This is a genomic window from Haloarcula japonica DSM 6131, assembly GCF_000336635.1.
In the GTDB taxonomy this organism is placed as follows: domain Archaea; phylum Halobacteriota; class Halobacteria; order Halobacteriales; family Haloarculaceae; genus Haloarcula; species Haloarcula japonica.
Genome location: NZ_AOLY01000018.1, coordinates 1 through 14869, shown reverse-complemented (window position 1 = coordinate 14869; position 14869 = coordinate 1). Strand labels below are relative to the sequence as shown.

Annotated in this window: 11 protein-coding genes; 9 read left to right on the top strand and 2 right to left on the bottom strand. The window is 60.3% G+C overall.

Annotated elements, in window-relative coordinates; genetic code table 11:
* Window positions 1–2: 2 nt before the first annotated feature.
* Both xseB and C444_RS07645 read left to right on the top strand, forming a co-directional pair.
* Window positions 3–185 (top strand): exodeoxyribonuclease VII small subunit, encoded by a 183-nt coding sequence (gene xseB, locus C444_RS07655; protein ID WP_004592052.1) that lies wholly within the window; start codon window positions 3–5, stop codon window positions 183–185.
* Between the two features lie 649 nt (window positions 186–834).
* A complete protein-coding gene (locus C444_RS07645) occupies window positions 835–1119 on the top strand; it encodes a hypothetical protein (RefSeq protein ID WP_004592047.1) in 285 nt (94 codons plus the stop codon).
* Window positions 1120–1142: 23 nt separating this feature from the next.
* On the opposite strand, the gene C444_RS07640 is transcribed toward C444_RS07645, so the two are convergent.
* The gene (locus C444_RS07640) at window positions 1143–1346 is read right to left on the bottom strand and encodes a hypothetical protein (protein WP_004592045.1); all 204 of its coding nucleotides are present in this window, start codon (window positions 1344–1346) and stop codon (window positions 1143–1145) included.
* 139 nt (window positions 1347–1485) lie between these two features.
* On the opposite strand from C444_RS07640, the gene C444_RS07635 reads away from it, so the two are divergent.
* From C444_RS07635 to C444_RS07615, 5 genes are all read left to right on the top strand, one after another.
* The gene (locus C444_RS07635) at window positions 1486–1908 is read left to right on the top strand and encodes a hypothetical protein (RefSeq protein WP_004592043.1); all 423 of its coding nucleotides are present in this window, start codon (window positions 1486–1488) and stop codon (window positions 1906–1908) included.
* Window positions 1898–3589 (top strand): hypothetical protein, encoded by a 1692-nt coding sequence (locus C444_RS07630; RefSeq protein WP_229775377.1) that lies wholly within the window; start codon window positions 1898–1900, stop codon window positions 3587–3589. The genes C444_RS07635 and C444_RS07630 overlap by 11 nt, the downstream gene beginning before the upstream one ends.
* A 179-nt stretch (window positions 3590–3768) precedes the next feature.
* Window positions 3769–4500 carry a hypothetical protein gene (locus tag C444_RS07625; RefSeq protein WP_004592041.1) on the top strand — a complete coding sequence of 244 codons (732 nt, stop codon included), beginning with the start codon at window positions 3769–3771 and terminating at the stop codon, window positions 4498–4500.
* Window positions 4490–5836, top strand: coding sequence for a hypothetical protein (locus C444_RS07620; RefSeq protein WP_049909262.1), 1347 nt, complete (start codon window positions 4490–4492; stop codon window positions 5834–5836). The genes C444_RS07625 and C444_RS07620 overlap by 11 nt, the downstream gene beginning before the upstream one ends.
* A 6-nt stretch (window positions 5837–5842) precedes the next feature.
* Window positions 5843–6856: a hypothetical protein gene (locus C444_RS07615; RefSeq protein ID WP_004592039.1), complete on the top strand. Its 1014-nt coding sequence runs from the start codon at window positions 5843–5845 to the stop codon at window positions 6854–6856.
* 1 nt (window position 6857) lies between these two features.
* On the opposite strand, the gene C444_RS07610 is transcribed toward C444_RS07615, so the two are convergent.
* Window positions 6858–8090, bottom strand: coding sequence for an RNA-guided endonuclease InsQ/TnpB family protein (locus tag C444_RS07610; protein WP_004592038.1), 1233 nt, complete (start codon window positions 8088–8090; stop codon window positions 6858–6860).
* A gap of 140 nt (window positions 8091–8230) precedes the next feature.
* On the opposite strand from C444_RS07610, the gene C444_RS07605 reads away from it, so the two are divergent.
* Window positions 8231–10318 carry a VirB4 family type IV secretion system protein gene (locus C444_RS07605; protein ID WP_004592037.1) on the top strand — a complete coding sequence of 696 codons (2088 nt, stop codon included), beginning with the start codon at window positions 8231–8233 and terminating at the stop codon, window positions 10316–10318.
* Window positions 10311–14675, top strand: a complete 4365-nt coding sequence (locus tag C444_RS07600) for a type IV secretory system conjugative DNA transfer family protein (protein ID WP_004592036.1) — start codon at window positions 10311–10313, stop codon at window positions 14673–14675. Before C444_RS07605 ends, C444_RS07600 begins: the two co-directional genes overlap by 8 nt.
* Window positions 14676–14869: the final 194 nt, after the last annotated feature.

Genomic DNA, 14869 nt, shown 5'->3' with positions numbered 1-14869 from the left:
GAATGCCGAAAGACCCCGACATCAGACGGCGGATGGACCGTGTTGAGGAGATCATCGACCGGCTCGATGCGGACGAGGTGTCGCTCGAGGACGGCTATGATCTATACGACGAGGGTCAGGAACTCCTGGCCGAAATCCGGGAACTGCTCCACGACGGGGACGGCGAGGTTATCGAAATCGAGTGATCGGCGCAACACTCGAACAGGCCGTTAATTCTTAACCAACGCTCCACCGGAAAGGCGGTGTTTTGTTGGTTAAGACTGTGCCTGTTCCGATCCAGCCTGCAGGCTTAACTACGAGGTTCGTCCATTTCGAAACGTGCGGGACTAAGTCACGATGCTACACGAGACGGTCCTGGTGTTCGGTGTCTATCTGGTGGCCTGTGGCGTCGCCTGGGTGCTTCATGAGTCGGCGCACTACGCAGTCCATAGTCTCTACGCGGACTCGGTTTCGTTTGGCGTGAATCGCCGAGGTCCCTATGTCGACGCTGTCTACGAGTCGACTGCTCCTACACTCGCAATCCGGGTCGGTTCAGTTGCTCCCACTCTTCTCTATACGCCTCTCGTGATGGTTGGTATCGCTGGCTATCTCTCGACGTATCCACTTCCCCAGCTGGATCCGGTTGGATGGTCGTTGGTAGCCATTCCTCTCATCATCCTGACTTTCCCAACGGGCAGCGATCTCCAGGCCTGCTTCGAAGCGGCGCACTAGCCGTTCTCGACCTGTATTCGATTAGCGTCAGACACCCGTTTCATTGGTTATGTAGCCTGATTTGAAGAAATACGTTGGCCGTCAATATTTAGTAGATATGGCGCAAGTATGTGTAAATGTAACATGGCACAAGCAAGTCCCCGCAGTACCCTCTCAGAAGCTGACTCGGACGAGCGCCCCTCCGTGTCAGTTGAAGCGTGGTTAGAGGCGGTCAGTAGAGAACTGGATCCCGCCGAGTGCGAGGACCTCTCCGAACTCGGCATCTACTCGATCCACGAACACAGCAGCGCCCGGACCATTACCCTTCCCGAGGATGCAGACGAGTTCGACGACGCAACGACGGTAAAGCAGTACTATTTCGAGGGCGAGGATTGTCCGCTTCTCATCGTCGCCCCACTGCAGGCCTAAGTCGCCCTGTCGAGCGCGGTCGGTCAGCAGTCGGCGTCGTCTTCCTTATGATCGGAGTAGAACTGGATGAGATACTGGAATCGCGCTGTATCGCTCGTGAAGGAGTCGAGCTCCTCCTGTAACCACTCGTATTTCCCCTGCGGGATTCGCATATTGATCCGGGCGACATCGTCGTCGACGTCGGAGCCGGTGCTACCAGTGCTGGGTGCTGTATCGGCGTCTGACATTAGTTCGACTCAGGCTATGTGGTCGCATATATCCCCGCAGAATGGGAACTTCTCTAGAGAACTTGGAGAACTTTGAAGACCTCCAAATTCATCCAAATTTTCTGACTTCTTTTGGTTAATCACTCCTTTCTCACTCACGATGTGTGCTCAGGTCCCCTCCGGCGAGACGCCGGCCAGTACTGACGAATCGACGTCCGTCATTCGGATCATTCACAGGTCCATCGGTCCGATTCTGCTGGCGCTCCTCCCGCTGATTCTGTTCGTTGGAACGGCGGCTGCGCAGTCGGATCCTGGCAGCGCCTTCTGTGATTCCAACATGGCCGACACCATCCAGAACATCTTCACCATCATCCAGTTCGGCGGGCCGCTCATCGGCGGCGTCCTCGCCCTCGGTGCGACGGTGGCGATCCCGTTCACCCGCCGGTCGGACTGGAAGAAGGAGATGAAGTCGGTCCGGAATCAGGGCCTGCTGTGGGGCGTGATCGTCGCGCCGCTCGGGACGGAGATCGTCCAGTTCATCCTGAACAACATCGTGGTCGGTGGCACGAGTTGTGGATTCTAATCGCGCAACAGGATTCGCACTCGTCATGTCCGCCGTCCTCGTCGCATCGACAGCCGCCGTTCCAGCGGGCGCCCACCCTCCGAACAGCACCGACCACGGCGTCCCGGAGGAGACCTTTCACAAACTGTGGTCGGGGGATCAGGACGGCGCGACCGACGGCGCGAATCTGAGTAACGGGTCGGCGGTCGAGCAGCTCGGCGAGGGGACCGATGTTCCGTTCGATTCGCCACCGCGGGCGGTCGAGCGATGGAACCGGGGCGACCACCAGGAGTTCCCGACGACGAACAGCTCTGTGTCGATCCACCCGCCCGATGCCGACCTCTCCAGCGGTCAGTTCGTCAAAGAGGCGTATACTGAGGTGTTCGCCGTCCAGCCATCCACGCGAGCGCGCCTGTCGCCGTCGAGACAGCCGCTCTACGTTGCTCCTGAGGGGACGCTTCGCGGTACCGTCGACTACCGTGTGGCGGTGCCGCCAGACGACACCTCCGGCGACCGGCGCGTCTACTGGAGTCTCGAGAGCCACCAGATCGAGGAGACGAAACTCCTCGTCAACGGCAATGAGGAGACGACGGCTGGTGGTTCCCACACGCCGGCGCTGTCATACTCCTTGGATGGATACGCCGGTGAGGAGCATCGGCTCACGCTCCAGGCGAATATCTCGGTCCGGCTTCGGAAGGAGGTCGAAGTCTGTACCGCTCACAACGACGAGGGTGACTGCACCAACTGGGAGAGCTCCGTTTCATACCCGACCGAGAACGTCACGGTGACCGATTCCATCGGGGTCGTGAAGTACGACCTCGCAGTCTCCGGATTCATCGCCGAGTATCCGAACGGCGACCTCGGCCTCGTTGTTTACAAGAACCAGCCGTGGCTCGGCTACCAGCTACCCGATGGCGATGTCAGAGGTGTCTGGCGGTTCTACTCGGCCCGGGACAAGGACTGGGATACGCTGGTCTACAGCTCCGACGATGGCCAGCGGACCGCTCACTCGCCTCTTCACCCACTCCAGGTGAACGCCTATCCCATCGAGACGGGGCCGACGCCGTCGCCCCGGCGAAACGTGACGATACTGGACGTGTATGGCACGTCGACGTCCCCGTCGACACTCCCGTCGAACGTTCACTTGGACGTCCTCACGGAGCCGTACACCGCCAGCTACGGCATCGCGACGCGGTCCACGGCCGACGATCAGCCCGAGACCATCCGGGCGTGGGGACTCGTCAGAGGTGTCGAGGCGGAACGGCCTGCAGACGAGTTCGCTCGAATCCAGATTTACGAGAGCAATCTCACCCTGGAGGTGGTGAACCAGAGTGAAGACACGGTCACCGTCCGGGTTACCCTTCAGAACGCGAACACCGACGCACCGATCAACACCAACGGGCGGGATGGATACGTCGTCATCAACGGGCAGCGATTGAACACGACCGGCAACGGAACCGTCACAACGACGATTGAGCGACCTCCTGGCGGTGTGTCGGCGCGATATGAGCCAGGTCACTGGTGGCTCAACCCACCGGGCTACACCGGCGACTCGGATACCGTTCTGCTGCAAGGTTCAGTGCTCCAGTTGGTGTCGGCGCTGTTCCGGATCGGCGTCCCAGTCTCGTTGTTCCTCCTTGCGGTGTTCTTCCTCGACCGGATCACCGGCTGGCGGATTTGGCCCCCATGGAGGTCACTATGATGTCGGGAAAACACCTCACATCTCACGACTCAGAGTCGGAACAGTGCGTTAGCCGACGGCGTCTCTTGGCGTGGTATGGGACGGCGATAGTGGGTGGATTAGCAGGTTGTGCTGGAAATGGCAATCAAGGGAACAACTCCGAATCGCCAGCTTCGACTTCGTCACCGTCTGAGGATTCGGTGTTCGAAGAGACCCGTTTTGATGGCCCCGAACTCGTTGTGACACTTAGTCAGGACCACGACGTCAGCCGTCTCAATCTCATCGCTCCTGATGGAAGTCTCTACACCCAAGCCGACGTTGCAGAGGGCGCCACGACGGTTCGACTCCGAGTAATGGATATCCAGCCTGGACTGGGAGATTATGAACACTACAATCCTGGTACGTACGAGCTGACCGCGGTAAGAGAGGATTCCTCGCAAAGCAGAGAGCTGGAGATGCGGCCAAATCTCAAGGTTACCGAAGCATCCCATTACGAAGAAGGAGCAAACCGAGGAAATCTCGCGTTAACCATCGAGAATATGGGGACTGCGCCAACGTGGCCCTATCAGATCGTCTATCGAGATGCACCTAACGAAGCAGCCAATGCAGAACTCAACGACAGGAAGGGTATTCAGCAGTTCATTACTCCCGAAGATCCAGTAGAGAACATCATCGTCCCGGGCGAGGCTGTTGATTTTGTGGGTAACACCCCACCGATTGTATTCACTGACGATGATTCGACAGAGCAGACCTGTGCCGGCCAAGCGATTGAATTCGTGGCTGTCGTTGGAACAGTAGTCAGTTCTTCACTCGAACAAACGATAGAGGTATCTCTCAGCGGGGAGCGGTCAGTTATCGGGACTTCAGACACCTACACCTGCTCTGAGATCGCAGCAGAGCTCATCGGCGGAGGTGAGAGCGATGCGTCCTAAACTCAGGAGGGTTTCTACGATCGTCTGTGCGTCTGTGGTTCTGCTATTATTAGCCACCCAACCAGCGCTTGCACAAAGCGGTGGTTCCGGAGGTGGAGGAGCATTAGTCGACATTATTATCGAGGCCTTCCGGCAGCTACTGCGGGCTCTATTTAGTCCGATTGAAACCATCCGGAGTCTCGGTGATTCACTTGCCAGACTTGTTGTCGGGACCCCTCACCCAGATTCTACATTCAGTCGTCCCTCCAATGGACCTTGGCCCAACATCTACGATTACTACTGGGGCACGATCATCCCGCTCTCACTTTCCCTGTATGGGCTGTCGATTGGATTGGTTATTTTCTTCGAATCGACCAGCCATCTCTTTAGTAGCTACCATCGATCTAAGCTCAAGAAGCGGGCCTTTGCTGGCCTATTGGGAATCCTCTCATGGTGGTGGATGGCTGCGCTTTCGCTCCGGTTCATCGATGCTCTGAGTGGTTTCCTGACCCCGAGTCTATCCAATATCAGCTGGTTTCAGACCCTATCCTTCGGCGCAATCGGCCTTATCGGGCTCGTCCTGAGCTGGGCAGTCGATATCATCCTCTTCCTGCTAATTGCCCTCATTTATCTGGTTAGACAGCACGCACTCTATCTCTATGTCCTCCTGATGCCTCTGCTGATAGTTCTCTGGATTCCGGGTGTGGGCCCGTTCAAGCTCGTCTCAAAGTTTATGAAGAAGCTCGCCAGCTTCTACGTTCCCTTCCTCTTTATGACGGTCCCTGTGGCCCTCCTCTTCCGGCTAGGTGATTTACTCGGGACCAGTGCTGGGCCGACGCTCGGTGGGATCGGAATATGGATTTCAGCGCTGGTGATCCCTTTCTTGGCTCTCGTGTCCCCACTAGTGCTCTTCTGGCAGGCTGGAGCCCTGTTTTTCATCGGCGACCGGATGGCTCATCACTTCTCTGCTCAACGGGCTAAAAATCGTGCCCGTCGGGTTAAGCAAGGAATCAACACAGGAAAACAGGGCAGTCGGAACTTTGTGAGAGGACTTCGGGATGAACCCGCAATCACCCAGAGTGGCCAATACGTCTTCGATTCGGGAGATTCGCGAGCACATTCAGCCGGTCAGCGATTGAACAATGTTGGATCCCGCCTCCGGAATCCCGAGAATGGGAGCGGTGGGAATAGCGGAGGGAATCTCGGAGGGGGAGGATCGAGATCCGCATCTGAGACCGGCGGTACAGACTCTGGAGGAGACGCATACGACCGTAGCAATCAGGATCAGTTTAGAGATCCTGAAACCAGGGACCGAACCCACGATTCGGCTGATGAACCACCACGCTACATCCACTAACAACCCATGAGCTCCGCAACAGACCCCGCGAAACGCATTCCGAAGTCGCTCGGTACCGACACCCAGTTCCTCGGGAAGTACTCGCTGACGGACCTTGCCGTCGCCGGGCTTCCCGGCGTCCTGGTAGTCCTAGTGACGCAGGTCGTCATCCCACCGTCACTCAGCGTTCGCGGCGTTCCGGTGTCAGCCCTCACGATCCCCCTCGCGGCGATTGCGATTGCGTTCGGTGGGCTGTTCGTCTATCTCACCCCCGGCTACACCAACAGTCTCGACTGGCTCGGCCTGTTCGTGAACTTCCACCGTAGCGAGACGGAAATTGCCCACGAGGAGGCGAAAGAGTACACCCACGTCGAGCGCGTCTACCCACGTCACGACGCGATCGAGCGGACGGATCGGGCCCTCGTCGGGGCGGTCCAGGTGTCGCCGCCAACGATGGCGCTCTCGACCGACGACGAGTGGGCCCAGAAGACGGAGGCCTTCCAGGACTTCGTCAATACGACCGTCGAGTTCCCGATTCAGATTTATTCGACGACGCAGTCGTTCCCGGCCGACGAGTACGTCGGACGGTACGAGGATCGCCTGAGCGATCCGGATGTCAAATCCAACGAGAAACTCCAGGCTCTCATCGAGCACTACGTCGACTGGTACGACCGGGAGCTGGCGCAGCGCCAGATGACCATTCGCGACCACTACGTCCTGCTCCCGGTTCGGCCCGAAGAGGTCCGGTACGAACGGGCCAGCCTCCTCGAAAAGCTCGCTGGGATACCCGTGCTGGGGATCCTCGTCCAGATTGTCACGGCGCCGCCGGAGGAGGAAGAGCGAGCTGCGATGCTCGAGGAACTGGACGAGCGGCGCCGGCGGGTCGAGCGCGGCCTTCGCGGGATCGAGGGGTGTGACACCCGCCCCGTCGATGCGGCCGAACTCACCCGCCTGGTCGCGGAATACTGGACAGGCACGGAAATCGAGTACGGCGACCCCGAACAGGTGCTCCGCACGTCTCCGGTCATCACCAAGTCGTAGGCTACCCAGTGGAGTGGATTTCACCATGAATTCCCGCTCGAACCGATTCCGGTACGGATTGAATGCCGTTCGCGGTCATCATTCCGGTGTTCAAGCGCACGCCTACGGGTGCGCCTCCTTCGCCCCCATTTTGGTTGCGAAGGAGTCGATACCCGACGTTCTTAGCCGCGTTGTAGTCCGCATGGTTCTCGTACCCACAGGACTGACATCGAAAGGTATCCTGCGACGGGCGATTGCCCTCGCGCGAGCATCCACAGGAGGAACATCGGCGCGAGGTATTCTTTGGGTTGACCTTTTCAACGGTGATGGCTCGTTCTTCGGCCTTGTAGGAGACGTACTCGTAGAGTCGGTTGAACGCCCACTCGTGGAATTCCCTGGCGCCGGGCATTCGATTTCGGATACCCTTCAGGTCCTCGAAGGCAATCACCGTGCAGCCGGTACTGACGGCTTCTTCGATAATGCCATTCGCGATGCGATGAAGCGATTGTTTGAAGCGACCGGTCTCCTGTCGGCCGATTGCTTGGATATTTTCGTGGGCATATCTCGAACCACACCGTTGGATCGAGTTCCGTCGCTGAGCATATTCATCATGCCAGTGGTTCAATTCGTTGCCGGACCAGAACACGCCAGTCGAGGTGACGGCGATATTCTCGACCCCAAGGTCCACGCCGAGAACCGCTCCGTTCTCGACTGGCTTGGGGTCGTCCACGTCCGCCTTTGTTCGGACGTGAAGGTAGAAATCACCACGACGATGATGAAGAGTCGCGATAGTCGTCTCCCAATCGTCAGAGTGCAGGTACTCAGCGTGGGGCGTATCACGGACTTCGTCGGGCAGAACGTACTCGGCGGTGATGCGTCCATCCACAGTACTCAGCGAAGCGTGATCGTCGTGGAACGTCGCATTTCGCTGATTATATTCACAAAATGGGGTGGTGAAGGTCGGCAGAGATGCGGACTTGCCCTCCGACCACTTGGTGACGACGCTTTTGAGCGCATCAATAGCGCAGTCACGAGCGGATTGCACGTGGTTACTGTGGAGGCCTGTCCGAGCACGAACGTCCTCATAGGTCTCGCTGTGGAGTACGGAAGAGCGGGTTTCAGCCCACTCCCCGTCCCACGCAGCGTCGACAACGTAGTTGGCTGCCCACAGGAATTCGTCGATCGTTTCGTGCAGCAGGTCTGCTTGGTCCTCGGTCACCTCAAGCTTGACCTGGACGGTACGGCAGACCTCCATAACCTATGCCAACAACGCCATGATTATGAGATTAATGCGGTTCGGCTGAGAGCATCGTTTTCCTCGAATATCGAAGACGCAGAGTCCAACGATTCGGTATTCGGATACCACCAGCCCCAACCGATCAAAGCCCTGAACCAATGATTAGAAAACTGCTCCCCTTCACCGGCTCGAATAGCTCGGAAACTGACGACGAGACGACCGCAGAAAACGCTCCAGACGACCAAGAACCGAATGATGCCGAATCACAGCTCCCCGTCGACTACGAGGCCGACGGTGAGGGGGTCAATGGCATCCCCGAAATCCACCAGACCGTCGTTACGCCGTCGAGTATCGAGCGCACGCCCAGCGCTCTGAGGACGGACCACCAGTGGGCACAGAGTCTGTGGGTTGGCGAATACCCCGACGCGCCGATGGATGGCTTCCTCGAGAAGTTGTACGCCGCAGCAGAGACCCAGCAGACGGATGTCAGTATCCACATCGACCCCCGCGATACGCGGGAGACACTGGATTCGCTGGAGAACAAGATCGAGGACCTCGAAGCCGACTACGAGTATCTGACCGAGAAACATCGGGCGAGTGCGCGAGGCGTCGAGAAAGACCTCGAGGACCACCAAGAGATGTACGACGTCCTCCGGAACACGACGATGCAGGCGTTCGACGTCTCGATGTATCTCACGGTCAGGGGCGACGAGCGTGACAACATCGACGCTGAGTCGGTGTCGACGACGGCCCGGCAGGCCCCCGCGAATCTGACCCCGGTGACGCCCCGATGGTCCCAGCTGAAGACCTTCACGTCAGCAAGCCCGATCGCCCTGGACCAGTTCAACGAGACGCTCGACAGCAAGACGCCGATGCTCGGCGGGGCCGTCGGCGCGATGTTCCCCTTCGTTTCCGGTGCGTTTGCGGAACCCGGTATCGAGTACGGAACGTACGCGCTGAATTCGAGCCCGCTCATTCTCGACCGGTTCAAGCGGCAAACCGGCTACTGTATGATGGTTATCGGCCGGCTCGGCGCGGGCAAATCCTTCGCGACGAAGCTCCGGCTGGTGCGGCGAGCCATGTTCGACGAGGATACGGTCATCATTATGCTCGACCCGATGCGGGGGTTCGCCGGCGTCAACGAGGCGCTCGATGGCGAGCGTATCACGGTCGGTGGGCGGCGGGGCCTGAACCCGCTGGAAATCAAACCGACGCCCGACCACGTCCTCCAAGAGGTCGACGATCTCGACCCGTGGGGCGAGCAAATCAACTGGGTGATGACCTTCTTCGCGACCTTCTTCGAGCACGTCGCAGACCACCCACTCGGCGAGCGCAACCAGACGCTCCGGCGGGCCGTCCAGGAAGCCTACGAGAAGCGCGGGATCACCCGCGACCCGGAGACGCATACCCGAGACTCGCCTACCATCCACGATGTCATTACGGTCCTCGAGGAGATGGTGGAAGACCCCGAGGAGTACGGCTACGTCACTGACGGAGAGCAGGAGGCCGTCCAGTCTGATGCCCAGTCGCTGCTCAAGGACCTCCGGCCGTCGTTCCGCGAGGGCGGTGAACTCGAGAATCTGGCACGGCCTTCCGAGTTCGACCTCGATTCGAAGGTCATCTACCTCGATCTCCATCAGGAGGAGGGCACCCGCGGCCGAGCGGAGACCAGCCTAATGATGCAGGTGCTGTTCAATAGTGTCTACGAGCGGGTCAAGCAGACCGACAAGCGCGTCGTCTTCTGTATCAACGAGGCGCATTACCTGATGAACGACGCCGTCTCCCTGGACTTCCTGGAGACGGCTGTCCGGCACAGCCGCCACTTCGATCTGAGCCTCGAATTCATCACGCAAACGGGGGGTGAATTCGCGCTGACGCCGGAGGCGCGGACCATCGCGAACCTCTGTTCGCTGACCGTCCTCCACCGCGTCAACGAGGAGAAAGAGAAGATCGCCAAGTGGTTCGACCTCAGCGAGCGACAGGTGAACTGGGTCACCTCCGCGAAGGCCGGCGAGGACGAGGACGGCTACTCGGAGGCGCTCGTCGGTATCGACCAGGAAGGCTGGTTCCCACTACGGATTCGGGCAAGTGACTACGAGGCCCACGTCATCGACGGCGGCGCTGCGGACGTGGCCGATCTCGAACCCGAGTCGAGTGCGAGCGTGACGAGTCCGGACAGTCGACCCGCCGGCGCTCGGGCCGACGGCGGCGACCCACCCAGTACTGGTTCACAGGAGGATGACTGACCAGCGTTCATCAGACCCCTCGGCTGCGGATAGCGGCGACGAGTACATCCGGATTACGCCGTCCCGGAGTGACCTCGCGCCGGAGACCGTGGTCCGGCAGCTAGCCGGCCTCCACGGCCTCGACGCCGGCAACGACGGGCTTCTCGCGAGTATCGGGCCATTCGGCGATCCACCGCCAGTATTCGAGTTTCTCGCAGTGAGTGAGGGGGCAGACGAGCCGGTCGAGTTCTACTATGGGGCCGACCGCCGGATGGATGCCCTCGAGGAGCGTCTCCGGACGCTGTATCCACCGACGGTGACGTTCGAGCGGGTGACGCTCGACTTGGAGGCGAAGCTGCTCCCGTCGCCAGCAGAGCCGCCTCACGACAGTAGTCAGAGGGGCAACGACCGCAACGAGATGAATACCAGGTCCTCTGAGGACACCCGCGGTGACCCACACTCCGACTCTGAGCCCGCAACGCCCTTCGACGCGACGAGGCAGGAGCCGGTCGGTGACGGTGGCAGTATGGTCTCGGAGGACCCCAAGTCGGTAGACGACGCCGAATTACTGTTCGGAACCGAATCGAGTGACAAACCTCCGGTGAGTGAGCCGACCGACTCAGAGCACGACGTCGATCATCAGTCGAGGCAGACACAGATGAGCGTCGACGACACGACACCGCTCGGAATCACCTGGCACGGGCAGGCTACCCGTCGTGAGGACTGGATGACGACGTTGCCTCAATTTACGAACACGGAAGACGAGGACGACGACCACGCGAGGGCCCCACTCGCGTCTCTCATCGACCAGCTAACCCGTGCCGAACATCCGATCGCGTTTCAGGTACTTTTCCAGCGGAAGCCGGACTGGACGCACGAGGCACGCGAGCGCCAGCGGAAGCTCCGCGAAGGCGAGGACAGGATTGTCGACTGGTTCACGGGGGAACTTCTCGGAAATACGGAGCACGAACCCCACAGCCCCTCGAACACCGGACGGCAACGCCGGTATCTCGACATCGGTGGCCGGGAACGTGTCGAGTCCATCGACGAAAAAGAGCCACAGCAGACGTTCACCGTGAATATGCGGGCGCTCTCGCTGGTGACCTCCGACCGACAGCAAGAGCGCGTCGGCCACCGTCTCGATGACATCGGATCGGTGTTCGACCACCTGAACGGGCCACACTATCGGGTGCGACCGAAGCGTGTCCGACGTGGACTCCGAAAGAAACGGCGAGCTAAGAAGCACGCCAACCGCGTGTTCAACGCCAGCCTGACGACGAAGAGTGACTGGCGGAAGACCCGCCCCGATCTCGTCCTCGGACCAGCTGAACTCGCGAACTTCGTTGTCGTCCCGCCGGCGACCGATCTCACGACCGAGGGTGGGCGGGGGTCCGATGCCGAGCCCGAGAGCCGTACGCCTCTGCCGCTCCCCGCGCAGGACCATATGGATGCCTTCACGGACGCAGGGATGGCTATTGGCCGCGGTCTCGGGGAAGACGGCACGCCCACGCCGGAGGCGATGCGGATTCCACCACATCTACTGCCGTTCCACGTCGGTCGGTTCGCGAAGAGCGGCGCCGGCAAATCAATCGCGCTGATCAACGACGCGCTCTCCCTGTACGACCAGACCACGGGCCCTGTGTTCCTGATCGACTCCAAAGGCGGGAACCTCCCCGAGAACTATATGCGGGCTCACGCGAAGCGCTTCGGCACCACAGACCTCGAGGAGAACGTCCTCCACTTCTCGGTGCCCGACATCCTGCCTGGCTTCGCGTTCTTCGACATCACGCCAGCGCTGGAAGATGGCGTTCGTCGCGTCGACGCGATTCAGGACAAGGCCGACCACTACGAGGAGCTCATCAAGCTCGTGATGGGGCCGGAGCGGTACGAAGACGCCATCGCCTCGCCGACGCTCATCAAGTACCTCATCAAGGCGATGTACGACGAGGAGTACGGCCTCGAAAACGGGCACTTCCGCCAGGATACGAACTACTTCACCCACGACCAGTTCGAACACGCGGTCACGCAGTTCCACGCCGCCGGCCCGCCGGACTCCACTCCGGAGGATGCACCACGGGCAAGCGACCCACAGGTTGCCGAGAAACTGGAGCGCCACCTCCGCTCGAACCCGGCGACGTTCTCGAACGTCGTCAGCGGCATCAGCAACCGGATGGACTACATCACCCAGGACGCCCATCTTCGGCGGATCTTCAACAACACCGAGTCGCAGTTCGACTTCCGTGACCTCCTCGACGAGGAGAAGGTGGTCATCTTCGACCTCGGCGATCTCCGCGATGAGGCTGCCCGCGTGATGACCGGCGTCATTCTGACGCAACTCTACGACGCCGTCAAGCGTCGCGACGGGGACGAGTTGGCCCGCAAGCCGGACGACTACGTCGCGAACCTACTCATCGACGAGGCGTCCTCCGTCGTCGTCTCAGATACGCTGACGACGCTGCTGGAAAAGGGGCGGGAGTTCCGACTGTCCATCGAACTCGTGACGCAGTTCCCCGAGCAGATGAAGGAGGCGGGCAACCGAGAGGTCTACCTGAACGTTCTGAACAACATCGGGAGTCCCCTCGTCGGGAAGATCGCCGTCGACGCCGACATCGCCGAAGCGCTGTCACACGAGGCGATGGACCCCGTCGAGTTCAAGAACCGTATCAGTTCGCTCCCGCGTGGTGAGTGGATCGCCCAGCTCCCGAGTCCGGAGTTCGGCGAAACCGGCCCCGACCCGTTCAGTATCGAACCGCTTCCGATTCCGCCCGGACACCCCGACAGCGAGCAGCCACTGACCGGGGCGCAGGACGAGCGGTTCCAAGATGCCTTGGAGGCTGTTCACGAGCATACCCGCGAGGAGTACGGGGTGGCTGGCGGAACGACCGTGGAGAGCCGTGACGCAGCGACTGATGTTGCTCTGGAGAATGCCGACGACCTGCCGTTAGAAGTCGCGATGGCTCGTGCGATTCGCGCTGTTCAGCTGTCGAACGACGTCCGCGAGACGAACGGTTGGGTGTCCGTCGAGGACGTCGACGAGGAACTACTCTCTCGGATCGAGGAAGGCACCATCGAGGCACAGGGCTACGAGACGCTCCCGGAGGTGCGGGAAGCATCCTCTCTCATCGAGGTCGATCTCCCGGACGGTGCATCATCGGTTCAGGTTCGGCTCACAGACGAGGGGGAGCAGGCAGCCACGGCCGACACGTCGACGTCACCGACCGGCGGGGGCGAGCACCACGATTCAGTCCTCAATACGGTTGAGCGGGCGCTCGCAACGGCAGGGTTCTCCGTAGAGGTCCTCGATCAAAACGGGGAGTCTCGCCCCGACGCCATCGCGACGCATTCGGATCTCGGCTCGGAGCTCCAGGTCGAAGTCGAAACCACCACTCACGTCCGCCCAGCGAAGGTGCTCACGAACCTCCGGAAGGCCCAAGAAAAGAAGCGAATCCCGCTGTTCGTCGTCGCAGACCACGACGATCAACCAGCCGCAGAGATCGCCGACCGGCTCGCGAAGATCCTGAGCGAGCCGCGAAATCAGCTCTCATCCGGGGAAACACGGCTGTATACAATGAATCACAACGTCACATTCAACGGCGGTGCGCGAGCCGCGGATGGGGTTACGGCCATCCGACCGGCGACTGGCGGCAGTCGCCACACCCGCTGGTTCGAGCGGGACGATGCGTTCGTTCTCGAGGATAGTGCCGGAGACGAGCACGCCCGGATCGACTCGTTCGACGCCGTGTCAAAAGACCAGTTCCCCGCGACGTACAGCTACGACGCCGAGAGCGAGACATACACCGTCTTCAGGCCGGGAGAACTGCCCGAGTCCTACGAGTCACGCCAAGCGTTTGAATCGGACTGGGTGCCTGTCAAGCGTCCATTTGTGCCCGGTTCCGACCTGCCTGTCCCTGACTATACGGAGCGCTCGTATGCGATCGCGATCACCGAGGGCGACCAGACGCTCGGAATCCACGCGCCAGACACGGAGACATCCACCAGGATTCCGGCACTCGTGGACGCAGTTCAGGACGGGACGCTCCACCCGGCAGGCGAGAGCCCGGATAACTCGGCCGGTTCCAACGCACAGGAGGACGGCGACGCGGATCCGTACGGCATTCAGGCATTCGTCAGGGATCGGCTCACCGAAGCCGACGACGGCGTCGTCGCTGTCGCCGAGGTCTACGATGCCTACGAGCAATATGCTACAGCCGGGGAGTACGAGGTGAAGCCGAAAAATCGGTTCACACAGGCCCTCCGTGACCACGTTGCGTTCGAGCGCGACAAGCAGTGGCTGGACGGCCAGACGCGGCGCTGTTACGTCGGAATTGCGCTGCGCGACGCCGGCGAGCTAGAGGAACCGAGCGATGGCAGTGCGTAGTCGTTTCGCTCCCGCTCAGGAGGTGAAGGAGGAATCGAGATGACGCTCTCCGAATCAGCCATCCGCGAGCACTACCGTCGCGCCAAACCCGTCTACGAGGCTCTAGCGACTGTCAAGAACTATCCAACCATCGGGTTGAACGACTTCGTCGGATGGTACATCAAACGCGACCACGACGACGTCGAGGCGATTAA